We start from the raw sequence: 15,525 nt of genomic DNA on the forward strand, positions 1-15,525 counted from the left end.
AATGTTATGGCAGCTCCTCAGGTTTACACCTGTCCCATGCATCCGGAAGTAAAAAGCGATAAACCCGGAAATTGTCCTAAGTGCGGAATGCAACTGGTTAAAAAAAATGGTGATGGCGCTGAGCATGCAATGCACGGACAGGGTGAAATGAAATCCGGTGATATGACTGAAATGACACGGGACATGCGCCGTCCCTGGCTTTGGACAAATTCATTGCTCATTATGCTCGGACTATGGTTGGTGAGCAGCCCGTTCACTTTCGGATATTTAAGCCCATATATGATTTGGAGCGATGTAATCAGCGGCATACTGCTTGCAGTTTTTGCAGCCATCGCTTTTTTGCCTCAGTGTGATTTCGCAGGACGCTGGGGAGCATGTTTTGTAGGAGTATGGTTACAATTCGCTCCGCTTATTTTTTGGGCTCCAACTTCCATAGCCTTTGTTACTGATACGCTGGTGGGTTCACTGGTCATAACATTCTCAGTGCTTGTGCCTATGATGCCGGGCATGGCGCATCATATGGAAATGATGAAGCCCGGACCGGAAATTCCGCCAGGATGGTCGTATAACCCATCCACCTGGCACCAAAGGGCTCCAATGATTATTGCAGCTTTTCTCGGCTGGATCATTTCACGATTCCTTGCGGCATTTCAATTGGGCTATATCAAAGATATCTGGGAGCCTTTCTTCGGCAGGGGCACGGTTGCAGTCCTCACTTCAGAGGTTTCAAAATCATGGCCGATCTCTGATGCAGGACTTGGCGCTACGGCATATACGTTTGAATTGCTGATGGCATGGATGGGGGGAGTAGCCCGCTGGCGAACTATGCCCTGGATGGTAACTTTCTTTTTCATTCTTGTGGTACCCCTGGGTGTAACAAGTATTGTTCTTGTTATACTTCAACCGGTATCTGTTGGATTTTGGTGTACACTTTGTCTTTTGACTGCTCTCATTATGCTCATTATGATTCCTTTTACAATAGATGAGGTTGTGGCGATGATCCAATTTATGAAGCGCAGCGTCCGTGAGGGGAAATCATTCTGGCGAACATTTTGGGTTGGTGGCACACTTGATATGGAGAACAAAGATGAACGCACGCCGCATTACGGTGCAAGCCTGGCTAAAACTTTACCTGCAATGGCCTGGGGAGTACGTGTTCCCTGGAATCTGCTGTTAAGCGCTGCATTTGGAATATGGCTGATGTTTTCGCCTTATGCATTAGGCTTTCAGGGCACATTAGCAGATAGTGATCATTTAGTGGGTGCACTGGTTGTTACCTTTTCAGTCATTGCAATGGCTGAAGTCGTCCGCTATATAAGATTTTTGAACATTCTTTTAGGAGCATGGTTGGTTGTTGCCCCTTTTGTTTTACAGGGAGGTAAGCCCGGTACAATGTGGAATGATATTGTGATAGGATTAATAATAATTACACTGAACATTAGAAAAGGAAAAATAAAGGAAAAGTATGGAACCTATGATCAATCTATTATTTAATAAGAAAGAGACGAAAATCTATAAATCATGATGCCATTTTGTTGTGGTTGGATGTGGGTTTGGGCAATTGTAGGGATTGCAATACTGGCATTGCTCACCTGGCTGATTATAAAGAAAACAAGGAGAAAGTAGTGCTTACTATGGCAAGCTCAAAGTTAAAAGATAAGGTGGTGGTTATAACTGGCGCCTCGGCTGGTGTCGGCAGAGCCACTGCTCATGCCTTTGCAAAACAAGGTGCAAAAGTTGCATTGTTGGCCCGTGGCGTGGAGGGATTGGAAGGAGCAAAACGGGAAGTGGAATGCCTTGGCGGTACGGCCCTGATCGTGCCAACAGATGTGGCCGACCCCGCTCAGGTAGAAGCAGCAGCAGAAAAGGTGGAAACTCACTTTGGCGCCATTGATATTTGGATAAATAATGCCATGAACAGCGTATTTTCTCCTTTCCAGAAAATCACTCCAGAAGAATTTAAACGGGTAACAGAAGTTACTTATTTGGGGCAGGTATATGGCACCATGTCAGCACTGAAAAGAATGTTGCCAAGGAATAAGGGCAGCATTATATTAGTAGGTTCAGCCCTTGCTTATAGAGGAATACCATTACAATCTGCCTATTGTGGTGCAAAACATGGCATACAGGGCTTTTATGATTCTTTACGCTGTGAACTGCTCCATGATAAGAGCAATATAAAAATATGCATGGTACAATTGCCGGCAATGGATACAACGCAGTTTGGGTGGGTGTTAAGCAGGTTGCCTAATAAGCCCAAACCAATGGGAAAAATTTATCGGCCAGAAGTAGCAGCGAGAGGCATTGTTTATGCAGCTACGCATGATCTCAGGGAAATATTTATTGGCTATCCAACTTATAAAGCAATCATAGGTGATAAAATAGCATACTGGTATGCAGACATGATTTTAGCCAGGACCGGATTCAAAGACCAGCAAACAGATGAGCCCAAAAGCCCGGACAGGAAAAATAATCTTTGGGAACCTGTGCATGAAGACAGAGGTATATATGGTGGCTTCGGAAAATTAGCTCATAAGCAAAGCTACACGCTATGGCTGACCATGCATGGTATATCGCCAATACTGTTATTTTGGTTGATCATTACAATAGTGTTGGTAGTCGTAATAGTTATTATTCTCTGGCAATTAAACATCTGATATTATTTATCGCAAGGATATGTATGAACCAATCGCTGATTATGGTATTATTGGAAACCTGCATACGATAGCTTTGGTTTCCCTGAAAGGGTCAATTGACTATATGCCTTTCATGAGGATCGATTCTCCTACTATTTTTTTAAAATTACTGGATGCTGAAAAGGGAGGTTATTTTTCTGTATGCCCAACCGATAGTTTTACATCCAAACAACGGTATATAACAGACACCAATGTTTTAACTACAAATTTCTTTTCAGATGAAGGAATGGCGGAGCTTTTAGATTATATGCCGGTAAACGAAAAGGAATTTAATTGTACAGTTGTGCGGAAGTTAAAAGGTATTCGTGGAAGCATCCGGTTTAGTATGAAATGTGCGCCGGTGTTTAATTATGCAATGGCAAAGCATACAATAGAAAGAGAAAATGATAACCTGCTATTTATTCCTGAGATTTCTTTTCAAACACCACTAAGGCTATTAAGCAATATTCCCCTTACCATAAAAGAAACTGAAGCCTGTTGTGATTTTGTGCTTAATGAATCTGAAACAGTATTTTTTGTGCTGGAGGCTACTCACAATAAAAAACAGCGGTCTGCCAACATCGAAGAGTTTGTGAATTTGGCATATAAGGCAACAGTGGGATTTTGGAAGAGCTGGATTTCAAAATCAAAGTACACAGGCCGTTGGCTGGAAATAGTAAACAGGTCTGCCCTTACCCTTAAGCTCCTGATATCTTACAAATATGGTTCTGTAATTGCGGCGCCTACATTTAGTCTGCCTGAATCAATCGGCGGACAGCTTAATTGGGATTACCGTTATACATGGATCCGCGATGGTGCGCTTACCATGTATGTGCTGTTGAATCTTGGATTTTATGATGAGGCCGATGCTTTTCTGGAGTGGATCATGCATCAATGCAGCCGGAAACAGTTGCAGCTCATGTACAACGTGGATGGGGAAAGTGATCTTGATGAAAAGATACTTGATCACCTTGAAGGATACAGAGGCACTGCCCCGGTACGGATTGGTAATGCTGCACACCGGCAATTCCAACTGGATATATACGGGGAATTGATGGATACCCTGTATATCTTCAATCAGATGGCCAGACCCATCACACTTGAGTTTTGGCAATATACACTGCGGCAGATAGACTTTGTGATAGAGAACTGGCAAAAGCCGGATCACGGGATCTGGGAATTCAGAAAAGAACAAAAGGAATTTCTTTATTCGAGGATCATGTGCTGGGTAGCGCTTGACAGGGCCATTAAGATTGCAGAAAATAATTCATTTCCCTATCCTGTTTTAAAATGGCGTGAAATCCGTGATACAATTCTTAATGATATTTATAAGAACTTTTGGAATAAGGAGAAGCAGTGTTTTGTGCAGTATAAAAATGGTGCTGCACTTGATGCAAGCGTATTGATAATGCCGCTGGTGAATTTTATTTCTCCTTATTCCATGCACTGGAACTCAACCGTTAAAAATCTTGAAAAAGAGCTTATACATGGAGTACTGATTTACAGGTACGGCAATAAAAAGAGGCTGGATGGATTTAGTGACAATGAAGGAACATTTACTATGTGCTCATTCTGGTACATACAATGCCTTGCTAAGGCAGGTATGTATGATGAAGCAGCAGCGTATTTTGAAAGAATGGTTAGTTACGCTAACCATTTAGGGCTGTTCTCTGAACAAATAGGTTATAATGGCGAACTGCTGGGCAACTTTCCCCACGCGCTCACACATCTCAGTCTTATTGCTACAGCAATTGAATTAAGCAAGGAAAAACATTTGAGAAAAAAGACATTGCCACCGGATAGTGAACCGAAAATGAAGTAAAAACCAGATATTCATTTTAATCAGTAGTTATGGATCACAATAATTTCTGGGCTCATTTCCACCTTACAGTGAATGATCTTCCCATTCTTGGATTTCTTTTCGCAACCGTGTTCCTGATCCTGGCGCTTACTACACGTTGGCGGGATAGTTGGGCCCGGGCAGGAATGGTTATGCTGGCTTTCTCTTTTTTGGGAGTATTGGCAGCCTTTTTTAGCGGAGATCCTGCGCTTCATGTGATCAGCGGGCAAGCCCGTACATCGGCAAGGGCGCTCAGCCAGCATCATAAGCGGGGACTTGCGGCAACCATTATTGCCATGATCACGGTGATCATAGCTACCGTGGCAATATTAAAAGCGCGAAAAGCAGGAGGTGTATATTCAAAGCGGTTGCTCATAATCGTACTTATTGCCACAGCCCTTTCAGCCGCAGCTATGGCCTGGACAGGTCTGGCAGGAGGAAGAATCAATCATCCGGAGCTGCAGGAACCAGCGGACCGGGAAAGCGGCCCTGCCCAACCGCATTAATACCTCCTTAAAGCCTGAGGATCAATCGAAAACAACCATAGGGTACCATTAAAATATAAAACATGCTAAAAATTTTATAACAATCAAATCAGGAATTACGTTTATTTTTGCTGCGGTATGAAGAAATTCATTGCTCTCATATTAGCAATTCTTTACATGGGGTCGTCAACCGGCGCCACTTTCCATATTCATTATTGTATGGGAAAGCTGGTAGATGTAAAGCTATGGCATGGAGAAGCTAAGAAATGCAGCAAGTGTGGCATGGACAAAAATAAGAACTGCGCCAAAAAATGCTGTAAGGATGAGCATAAAACAGTAAAACTGGAAAAAGACCAGAAAGCCACAGAGCATGCCATTCACTTCATGCACCTGGCTGCTATTGCTACGCCGGTTTCTTATACGGAATCTTCACAGGTATATCCTGTTTCGCTGGTAGTGGCATACCCTACTGGTAACGCTCCTCCACGAAGTAGCAAAGTACCACCCCATGTTTTAAATTGTATCTTCCGCATCTGATATCCCATACCTGAAGGGCGTATTGCTTTATCTCATTACATATTACTTATGACATTTGTGCGCCCGTAACTTTCTCTTCGTAATTATCTGATTATTTTTTGAAAAACTTGAAACTCCTGTTTATGAAACTGACCCGGCGCTATGCGTTTGTAATGGCCGGTTTTGCATTACTGGCATTGGCTTTTGCATCATGCAGAAAACACAAAATGATGGAGGATGATATGGGAGGTATGGAAGAAAAGAATATCGATTATCCCGCTGTTTACGTGGTAAACGGTGAAAGCAATTCTTTATCCGTTATCAACCTTAACACGCAAATGCTTACGGAAACAATTGACCTGATGACATCCGGCAATAGCGCTATTATGTGGCCACATCATATATCTATCTCCGGTAGTGGCAGCTGGGCCCGCCTGGCCATTGGCGTTCCCGGTGTAGACCTGAGCGCAGGCCACGCAGGTGGTATGCCGGATATGAAAGGCAGGGTATTGGTGATGGATGCCGTAAAAGGCACTATCCTTAAAGAGGTGGAAGTGCCCACTATGAACCATAATGCCGCCTTCTCGCCGGACGGTAAGGAAATATGGACCTCCCAGATGGAGATGAGCGGTAAGGTGCTGGTATACGATGCTGCTACGTATACCCTCAAAAATACCATTCAGGTAGGAATGGAGCCGGCGGAAGTTACGTTCTCAGCAGATGGCACCCGGGCTTATGTGGCCAATGGGGGAGATAATACGGTTTCAGTAATCGATCCTGCTACCAAAGCTATCATCAGCACCTTGCCTGTTGGGGCTAATCCTGTAGGCGCCTGGGTGGGGTATGATGGAAAAATGTATCTGGACAATGAGGATGGTAAAAGCATCAGTGTGATAGATGTTGCCGGTAATACTGTGGTACAGACCATAAACCTGGGATTTACGCCGGGTAGCGCCGCTCATAATCCCAAAGCAAAAGAGCTCTGGGTCACTGATCCGGATAACGGAAAGGTGCATTATTGGTCCTGGGATGCAGCTGCCGGCGCCTGGAAACATGGCGGCGTCTTTGATACCGGCGCCGGTGCGCATGCTGTTGCCTTTACCAGTGATGGCGGTACGGCTTATGTTACCAATCAACTTTCAGCCAGTGTGTCTGTTATAAAGGTGTCTGATCACTCCAGAATTAAAGATATATCAGTAGGTAAAAAGCCCAATGGCATTGTAATAAAACAATAAATCAATTTAAATCTTATACAAATGAAAAAGTTAGTATCTCTTTTAATAGTAATGATCTCTTTTCTGGGTATGTCTGAAGTATTTGCTCAATCGGCAAAAACGGAAACTTTCAAGGTATATGGCAACTGCAATATGTGCAAGAAGAGAATTGAAAAGGCGATGACTGTTGATGGTGTTACCAAAGCAGACTGGAATGTAGAGACCAAGATAATGACCGTATCCTATGATCCTGCAAAAATTAACAACGATGCTATTCAGCAGAAGATAGCTGCCGCAGGGCATGATACGGAAAAGAAAAATGCTGATGATGCAGTGTATGCTAAACTGCCCGGCTGTTGCCAGTATGAGCGTAAAGGCGGTACCACAGCTCCGGCTCATGAACATCACAGGTAATACGGGGCAATTTATAGATCATAAGACAGATGCGGCAGCATACCAGCTGCATCTGTTTACAGAAAAGAACAAATATGGTACATCGTATTATTGAATGGTCATTGCGGAACCGGTTCATTGTCCTGGTAATGGCAGCCGGCTTATTTGCCTGGGGCGTTTTTTCTGTGAATAAGAATCCCATTGATGCCATCCCTGATCTGTCAGAGAACCAGGTGATCGTATTTACGGAATGGATGGGCCGGGGACCGCAACTGATCGAAGATCAGATCACTTATCCGCTGGTGACTAACCTGCAGGGGCTTCCCAAAATAAAGTACGTACGTGGCACTTCCATGTTTGGGATGAGCTTCATTTATGTGATCTTTAATGATAATGTAGATATTTATTGGGCACGGGAACGGGTACTGGAAAGATTAAGCACCATATCCAGAACGCTGCCAACAGGGGTGGCCCCTCAACTGGGACCTGATGGCACAGGTGTGGGGCATATACTTTGGTATACGCTGGATGCACCGGATATGGACCTGGGAGAACAGCGTGCATTACAGGACTGGTATATAAAATTTGCGTTGCAGAACGTGGAAGGCGTGAGCGAGATTGCATCTTTCGGTGGTTTTCAGAAACAATACCAGATCACAGTAGATCCTAATAAGCTGCTTTATTACCGGCTCACCGTTCCGGAAGTGATCAATGCTATCCGTACCAATAACAATGAATCCGGCGGGCGTAAGTTTGAGCTGAGCGATATGGGTTATATCATCAAAACATCCGGCTATTTGAAGTCTGTAGCGGAAATAGAGAATATTTCCATTAAAACACAGAGCAGTATACCAATCCGGGTGGCAGATGTTGCCGCCGTTCAGATGACCGGGGAGACCAGGCTGGGCGTATTCGATCAGAATGGGCAGGGTGAGCGTGCAGGCGGTATTGTGGTAATGCGGTACGGCGAGAATGCCGCAGCTGTGATCGATAGGGTGAAAGCTAAAATGCAGGAAGTGGCCAGGGGATTCCCGCAGGGAGTAAAATTTGATATCGTCTACGACAGGGGTGAACTTATTAAAGAATCCATAGACTCCATCAAGCGAACCCTTATTGAGGAGATGATCATGGTGTCTGTTGTAGTGATCATTTTCCTCTTTCACTGGCGTAGCGCCCTCAGCATCATCATACAGATCCCGATCACACTCGCGGCCAGCTTTATCCTGCTGAATGCTTTCGGTATTTCTTCCAATATCATGTCGTTAACAGGTATTGCGCTGGCTATCGGAGTGATTGTGGATAACGGGATCATCATGAGTGAAAATGCATATAAACACCTTGCTGAACGGTATGCCTTATGGCAGCAGCAGCAAAAAAAGTAATGCAATCATGAAAAATAAACAATTGGGGGAACAACTGAGAAGGCCATCCGGTGAAGCAGGTAAAAAGGTGGGTATGCAAATGAATATCAGTAATGAATTGCTGAACCTGTGGACTATTGAACAGTTGAATATTTTAGATAACCAGCAAGTGCTGGAGATAGGTATGGGTAACGGATATTTCTGCAACCATGTGCTGACCCGCGCTGCCGGGCTGAAATATTACGGCTGTGACCTTTCGGAAGTAATGGTGGAGGAAGCGATAAGATTGAACCAGGCCAATGTTGATAATAGCAGCGCTTCATTCTATCTGGCTGGTGCAGATAAGCTGCCATTCCCGGATAGCACGTTTGATATTGTTTTCTCAGTCAACACTATTTATTTCTGGGAGCAGCCATCCCAGGAGCTGTCAGAGATAAAGCGGGTGCTGAAACGGAATGGTGAGCTAACGATTGCTATAAGGACAAAGGATTCACTCACCCATCATCCCTTTGCCCAATACGGATACCGCCAGTATAACGCTGATGAGTTGAATGCATTACTTGAAGAAAATGGCTTTACGTCTGTTTTTTCACTTACCAGGGAAGAACCGGAAAAGGTATTTGACGGTGTAAATGTAAAGGTGAAGGACCTGATCATGACATTCAGGCCATCACAGAAAACAGTTTAAAACCTGTAATAAACAGATCATGAATTGGTTAAAAAATATATTTAAGAAATCGCCTGCATGGATTAGTGAGGAAGAGCGGTTAAAGGTCATAGAACAATCCAGCAAACAGGTATCCCGCGGGGTATTTTTTGCTACTGTTATTATCATCACTTCTTTTCTGCCGGTATTCATGCTCACAGGGCAGGAAGGAAAGCTGTTCCATCCGCTGGCCTATACCAAAACTTTTATAATGATCGTGGATGCCCTTCTGGTGATCACATTGGCGCCGGTGCTGATCTCTTTCTTTATGAAAGGGAAATTCAGGCCGGATCATGCCAACCCTGTGAACCGGATGTTGGAAAAAGTGTACGAGCCCATTATAAAAGGGGTGTTGAAATGGCGTAAAACTACTTTGGCCATCAACATTATTGCATTGGTCATTACCATTCCTTTGCTGAAAAGCCTGGGAACAGAGTTTATGCCGCCGCTGGACGAGCAAAGTATCCTGTTTATGCCGGTAACCCTGCCGGATGTTTCCAATGCAGAAGTAAAGCGGATTTTGCAGGTGCAGGACAAGATCATCAAATCCGTTCCGGAAGTGGATAAGGTGCTGGGTAAAGCCGGGCGCGCCAGCACGGCTACGGATAACTCTCCTATCAGCATGATAGAAACGATTATCATGCTGAAACCTAAAGCACAATGGCGGGAAGGAAAGACCAAAAAAGATATTATCAATGAGCTGGATGCGAAATTACAAATCCCCGGTGTAGTGAATGGATGGACACAGCCCATTATTAACCGTATCAATATGCTGGCTACAGGAATTCGTACAGATGTGGGTGTGAAAGTGTACGGCCAGAACCTGGACAGCCTTGCAGCCGCATCAGAACGGGTAAAAAGGGTGCTGGAGGGAACTGCTGGTATTGCAGATCTTTATGTAGAACCTATTACCGGAGGTAAGTACCTGAGTATTGATGTACGCAGACAGGACCTGGCGCGCTATGGACTGAATGTGGATGATGTGAACCAGACCGTGGAAACTGCATTGGGCGGTGCGCCCATAGGGAATACCATTGAAGGCCGGCAGCGCTTTTCTATCAGTGTGCGGCTTGCACAGGATTACCGGAACAGTGTGGAACATATTAAACGCATTCCTGTAATGTCTGCATCTTTTGGAGAAGTGCCTTTATCTGCCGTGGCGGATGTGAAGTTTGAAGACGGGCCTCCGATGATCACCTCTGAGAGCGCCATGCTGCGTGGAGCGGTGTTATTCAACGTACGTGGACGCGACCTTGGCAGCACGGTGAGCGAGGCCATTAACAAGATTAGTAAAGCTAAAGGCATTCTGCCACAGGGTTATTACCTGGAATGGAGCGGCCAGTATGAGAACCTGATCCGCGGCCAGCAAACCCTGATGTGGATTGCACCTGTGGTGCTGGTGATCATTTTCTTTTCCCTGTATTTCGCCTTCCATTCCATCAGGGAAGCCTTCCTGAGCCTGATCACAGTGCCATTTGCACTGATTGGTGGCGCATATATGATCTGGTTCTGGGGTGTGAATCTCTCTGTTGCTGTAGCTGTGGGCTTTATTGCGCTATTTGGTATTGCGGTGGAAACGGGAATTGTAATGGTGATCTACCTGAATGATGCCATGCAGCAGCTGGTGAAAGCAAAGGGCAATTCTTCGGCAACCATTACCAGAGAAGATTTACGGCAGTATGTAATACAGGGTGCCGCCAAACGTTTGCGCCCCAAGCTTATGACGGTTAGCGTAGCCCTCTTTGGGTTGGTGCCTGTGCTGTGGGCAACCGGCGTGGGTACAGATGTGATGAAGCCTATTGTGCTGCCGATGATTGGTGGCGTGCTTACCTCATCTACGCATATTTTGCTGGTAACGCCGCTCATCTTTTTAATGACGAAAGAATATGAACTACGCAAGTATGGAAAATTGGAGATTCATGAAGTACATCACTAAGTATATATTATTTATCATGCTGTTTGCGCCGGCAAAGCTGGTTGCCCAACAGGCGCCGGTGCTGCCGCTTGACAGCATCCTGCAAAGGATTGACCGGAACAATGTTTTGCTGCAATCATACGGCCTGAAGGCAGAGGGCTATAAATACAGTGCAGATGCCGCTACCGCCTGGATGGCGCCCATGGTAGGGGTAGGAACTTTTATGACGCCTTATCCGGGGCAGATGATCATGCCGGAACAAAGAGGAAGCTTGATGCTGCAGATAGAACAGGATATTCCGAATCCCGCCAAGCTGAATGCAAAGAAAAAGTACATCGCATCGCAGGGGAACATAGAAATGATCACTAGGGATGATACGCTGAATGATCTGAAAGCGCAGGCTAAGCGCCTTTATTATAACTGGATTATTGCCAGACAGCGTATTGCTGTATTGCAGGAGAATGAGAAGATCATGGTGACAATGAAGAAAATAGAAGAAGTAAGGTATCCTTACAATCAATCTCAATTGAGCGGCGTGTATAGAGCCAGTGCAAAGATCGAGGATAACCGTAACATGATCCGCATGCAGGAAGGAACCATTGCAAAAGCAAGATCGTGGCTCAACAGTCTGATGAATGCGCCCGGTAACCAGGAGTTTGAGATAGATACAACTTATGAGCCGGTTTTCAGGATAGCGCCTTCTTATGATACAGCCTCCCTGGCGGCTGCCAGGAAAGATATAGCAAAGATGGACGCAAGCATCCGCTCCATGCAGCTGAATATTGAGAGTATGAAGCGGGAGAAGAAACCTGATTTCCGTATCCGCTTTGATCACATGTACCCCCTGGATGCCGGGATGCTGAATGCATACAGCGCCATGGGTATGATTAGTATTCCCATTGCGCCATGGTCTTCAAAAATGTACAAATCAGGTATTAAGGCTATGCAATATAATGTACAGGCCATGGAAAAGGAAAGAGCGGCCATGTTGCAGGAAACACAGGGGATGTTGTATGGTATGCAATATGAGATTCAAACCATGCAGCAGCGGATTGAAGCTATGGAAAAAAAGATCATTCCTTCCCTGCGGCAAACGTTGGATGCCAACTTTCTGAACTACCAGGAAAATAAACTGGCGCTGTCTTTTGTGATCGATTCCTGGGAAGCGCTCACTATGATGCAGGCCACCGTGCTGGATGAAAAATTAAAACTTTATGAAATGATCGTGGATTATGAGAAACAATTATATCGTTAGCATATTGTTGGGCTTGTTTATTGCTTTATCTGCTCTGACGGCCTGTAAGGGTAAAACCGATAAGGCATCGCATGCTGAACATAAAGCCGGAGAGCTATGGACCTGCCCTATGCACCCGCAAATAATACGGAATAAGCCGGGGAAATGCCCTATATGCGGTATGGACTTGGTGCCAAAAGGCAGCAATAAAGAACTGGTGCTGGATAGTGGTATTGTGATGCTAACTAAACCTGTTAATGCGCAGGTGATCGCTACCATTCCTGCTATTCAGGCAGAAACCGGTACCCGTATTTATGCTTCTGCCGTCAATGGGGTTATTACTTACGATACCCGTAACCAGACCAGCATTGCCAGCCGGGTGGGCGGCCGTGTTGAACGGCTGTTGATCAAATATAACTACCAGCCGGTCAGGAAAGGCCAGTTGATCATGGAGGTCTATTCCCCTGATCTGGCTGCTGCACAGCGGGAGCTGCTATATGTAGCGCATAACAGTAATGAGCTGCTGGCAAGCGCAAAGCAGCGGTTATTGTTACTGGGTATGCAGCCGGCACAGATAGAACAGGTATTGAGAACGGGAAATGTTCTGTATCGCGTTCCTGTTTACAGTAACAGCGACGGCTATATCCTGGAAAAGTCTGCTGCAGTTCCTGCAGCGGTTCCAACCGCAATGCCGCCTTCTTCTGCAGCTGGCGGGGATGGAATGGGAAGTATGAGTGGAGGAGCATCGGCTGCCCCTGCTACTCCTGCCCCTATGGCGCCGGCAGCAGCGCCTGTACTGCTTAGAGAGGGACAGTATGTAAGTGCAGGCCAGTCACTTTTTACTATTTACCAGGCCAAAGCCCTGGTAGCGGAATTCGCTTTCCCCTCCCAACTGGCGGCCAGGATCAAACGTGGCCAGAAATTGCTGTTCTATCCTAATAATGACGAGAATGCTATGCAATCCGGCAGCATTGGCCTGGTAGAACCCGTTTTTCGTAATGGCCTGAACTTTACGCTGGCACGGGTATACCTGGGAGATCATGGTTTCCAGGTAGGGCAATTGCAGACCGCCAATGTGCCGGTTGTTTATACAGAAGGCTGGTGGTTGCCGCGCAAGGCCGTCTGGCGACTGGGAAATAAATCTGTTGTCTTTAAGAAAGAAAAGGATGTTTATGTTCCCATGGCAGTGGAAACAGGTGTAGAGGCTAAAGATATGATACAGGTAAATACGAATATCGACGGATGGAAAGTAGCTTCCAATGCTTATTACCTGGTGGATAGCGAGAGCTTTATTAAAACCAATAATTAAATGCAACAATACCGATATGGAAAGAAAAAATTTTTTAAAGACAGTTGCGTTTGCTTCGCTGGCGCCGGCACTGTTGCTGGCGGCCTGCAAGGATGCAGGAAAAAAAGAGGTGGCCGGTGAAAAGAAACAAACTTATACCTGCTCCATGCACCCGCAGATAGTACAGGATAAGCCGGGTACATGCCCTATATGCGGTATGAACCTGGTGCCTTTCGATAAGACCAATAAAGAGGCTGCCCTTACCCTCGGGGAAAGCCAGATTGTGCTTGCCAACGTTACTACTATGACAGTAGGCGCTGCTGGTGCTTTATCCAACTTTAAGCGGCTGAATGGACGGCTGGTAACAGACCCAGAAAGAACGGCCGTTATTTCCAGCAGGGTACCGGGCCGCATTGAGGTGCTATATGTAAAGGAAACAGGCGTAAAGGTGAATAAAGGACAGCCTTTATATAAAATATATTCGGAACAACTGGCCTCCCTGCAACAGGAATACCTGCTGGCCGTTGCACAGGTAAAACAGTTCCCGGAGGATGCCCGCTTCAGGCAGATTGAAAAGGCTGCACGCCAGAAGCTGGTATTATATGATCAAAGCGACGCCCAGATTGCTCAACTGGTGCAATCACAAAAGGTAGATCCTTATGTTACTTATCCGGCCACTGTCAGCGGAGTGGTGTCGGAGCTGACAGCAACTGAAGGGCAGTATGTAGCAGAGGGTGGAGCGGTGATGCGCCTGGAAGGATATAACCAGCTCTGGGTGGAAGCAGATGTTTATCCGGCAGAGGCATCAGCCATTCATGTTGGGCAACAGGTAAAGGTGATTGTTGCAGGTTGGGAAAATGAGCCGCAGACCATGACGGTTCAGTTTATAAATCCGGCACTGCAAAGCGGCAGCCAGTTGTTACAGGTACGCGGCGCCATACCTAACCCTGATAACCGCTGGCAGCCGGGATTGCAGGCTAATGTGCTGTTACCGGTTAAAAGTAAGGGAAATGTGTTAAGCCTGCCTGTGGATGCTGTGATCAGGGATGGTAAGGGTGCGCATGTATGGGTTGAGAAAGCCCGTGGAAAATTTGAACCGCGTATGGTAAGCACCGGTATGGAAGATTTTGATTCAGTTGAAATTACGGATGGAATAAAGGAAGGAGATAAAGTAGTAGTCACCGGTGCTTACTTACTGTATTCTGAATACATTCTTAAAAAAGGCTCAAACCCAATGGCAGGAATGCCGGGTATGTGAAGCCATGATCATTAAACCTTTTATCATTTTCAATAAAAATCTGAAACCAATGAAACAATTCATGAAAGTAGCTGTTGTTCCGGTGTTGGCGCTTATTTTTCTGGCAGCTTGCAGTAATGTGAAAAAGAATAGTAGCACCATTGATACTACTGGCAATAATGAACATGATCAGATGGCCATGGAGGAAAGCGCTGCTCCGGTAGCGGCTGTGCAATTGAAAGATGATAAGCTGAACGCTGTGTATCAGCATTATGCGCATCTGGCTGCTGCGCTCATTAAAGGAGATGTGAAGGAAGCCCGGTTGGCAGGTAACGCCATAGAAACAGGCGCCAGGGAAGTGACCGGTGGGGAAGCTATTGGCAAAAGTGCTGCAAAGATCACAGCTACTGCTGATCTTGAGGAGCAGCGAACTGCTTTTTCAGCTTTGAGCAGTGATTTTATTTCCCTGATCAGGAAATCGGGAATGAGCAGTGGCCAGTTATACGTTGACTTCTGCCCTATGGCCATGAATGATAAAGGCGCTTTTTGGTTAAGCAGCAACAAAGCCATACAGAATCCTTATTTCGGGGAAAAGATGATGACCTGCGGGGAAGTGAAAGAAACTATTCAATAATCATCGAATTTTCTGTCACCCTAAAAA

Annotated in this window: 14 protein-coding genes; all 14 read left to right on the forward strand. The window is 45.6% G+C overall.

The window, feature by feature from the left end:
- Nucleotides 1-6: 6 nt before the first annotated feature.
- The 14 genes from LX66_RS25635 to LX66_RS25700 all read left to right on the forward strand — a co-directional run bounded on the left by LX66_RS25635 (nucleotide 7) and on the right by LX66_RS25700 (nucleotide 15,498).
- Entirely contained in the window at nucleotides 7-1,494 is a 1,488-nt protein-coding gene (locus tag LX66_RS25635; protein WP_211366547.1) for a vitamin K epoxide reductase family protein, read from the forward strand.
- A 38-nt stretch (nucleotides 1,495-1,532) separates the two neighbouring features.
- Complete coding sequence (locus tag LX66_RS25640; protein WP_244620512.1) at nucleotides 1,533-2,657, forward strand: SDR family oxidoreductase; 1,125 nt, start codon at nucleotides 1,533-1,535, stop codon at nucleotides 2,655-2,657.
- A gap of 19 nt (nucleotides 2,658-2,676) precedes the next feature.
- Complete coding sequence (locus LX66_RS25645) at nucleotides 2,677-4,497, forward strand: glycoside hydrolase family 15 protein (protein ID WP_145718833.1); 1,821 nt, start codon at nucleotides 2,677-2,679, stop codon at nucleotides 4,495-4,497.
- Nucleotides 4,498-4,526: 29 nt separating this feature from the next.
- A complete protein-coding gene (locus LX66_RS25650; RefSeq protein ID WP_145718835.1) occupies nucleotides 4,527-5,021 on the forward strand; it encodes a hypothetical protein in 495 nt (164 codons plus the stop codon).
- A gap of 117 nt (nucleotides 5,022-5,138) precedes the next feature.
- Nucleotides 5,139-5,537, forward strand: coding sequence for an HYC_CC_PP family protein (locus LX66_RS25655; RefSeq protein WP_158642766.1), 399 nt, complete (start codon nucleotides 5,139-5,141; stop codon nucleotides 5,535-5,537).
- 122 nt (nucleotides 5,538-5,659) lie between these two features.
- Nucleotides 5,660-6,751, forward strand: a complete 1,092-nt coding sequence (locus LX66_RS25660; protein WP_211366550.1) for a beta-propeller fold lactonase family protein — start codon at nucleotides 5,660-5,662, stop codon at nucleotides 6,749-6,751.
- A 21-nt stretch (nucleotides 6,752-6,772) separates the two neighbouring features.
- Nucleotides 6,773-7,144 carry a heavy-metal-associated domain-containing protein gene (locus LX66_RS25665; RefSeq protein WP_145718838.1) on the forward strand — a complete coding sequence of 124 codons (372 nt, stop codon included), beginning with the start codon at nucleotides 6,773-6,775 and terminating at the stop codon, nucleotides 7,142-7,144.
- Nucleotides 7,145-7,218: 74 nt separating this feature from the next.
- A complete protein-coding gene (locus LX66_RS25670) occupies nucleotides 7,219-8,505 on the forward strand; it encodes an efflux RND transporter permease subunit (RefSeq protein ID WP_145718839.1) in 1,287 nt (428 codons plus the stop codon).
- Nucleotides 8,474-9,172, forward strand: coding sequence for a class I SAM-dependent methyltransferase (locus tag LX66_RS25675; RefSeq protein WP_158642767.1), 699 nt, complete (start codon nucleotides 8,474-8,476; stop codon nucleotides 9,170-9,172). The genes LX66_RS25670 and LX66_RS25675 overlap by 32 nt, the downstream gene beginning before the upstream one ends.
- A 19-nt stretch (nucleotides 9,173-9,191) precedes the next feature.
- Complete coding sequence (locus tag LX66_RS25680; protein ID WP_211366553.1) at nucleotides 9,192-11,126, forward strand: efflux RND transporter permease subunit; 1,935 nt, start codon at nucleotides 9,192-9,194, stop codon at nucleotides 11,124-11,126.
- The gene (locus LX66_RS25685; protein WP_145718844.1) at nucleotides 11,110-12,360 is read left to right on the forward strand and encodes a TolC family protein; all 1,251 of its coding nucleotides are present in this window, start codon (nucleotides 11,110-11,112) and stop codon (nucleotides 12,358-12,360) included. The genes LX66_RS25680 and LX66_RS25685 overlap by 17 nt, the downstream gene beginning before the upstream one ends.
- 109 nt (nucleotides 12,361-12,469) lie before the next feature.
- Nucleotides 12,470-13,648 (forward strand): efflux RND transporter periplasmic adaptor subunit, encoded by a 1,179-nt coding sequence (locus LX66_RS25690; protein ID WP_262713226.1) that lies wholly within the window; start codon nucleotides 12,470-12,472, stop codon nucleotides 13,646-13,648.
- 16 nt (nucleotides 13,649-13,664) lie between these two features.
- The gene (locus LX66_RS25695) at nucleotides 13,665-14,885 is read left to right on the forward strand and encodes an efflux RND transporter periplasmic adaptor subunit (RefSeq protein ID WP_145718848.1); all 1,221 of its coding nucleotides are present in this window, start codon (nucleotides 13,665-13,667) and stop codon (nucleotides 14,883-14,885) included.
- Nucleotides 14,886-14,934: 49 nt separating this feature from the next.
- Nucleotides 14,935-15,498 (forward strand): DUF3347 domain-containing protein, encoded by a 564-nt coding sequence (locus LX66_RS25700; protein WP_158642768.1) that lies wholly within the window; start codon nucleotides 14,935-14,937, stop codon nucleotides 15,496-15,498.
- The last annotated feature ends 27 nt before the right edge of the window (nucleotides 15,499-15,525 follow it).

The organism is Chitinophaga japonensis (genome assembly GCF_007830125.1).
Lineage (GTDB): Bacteria > Bacteroidota > Bacteroidia > Chitinophagales > Chitinophagaceae > Chitinophaga > Chitinophaga japonensis.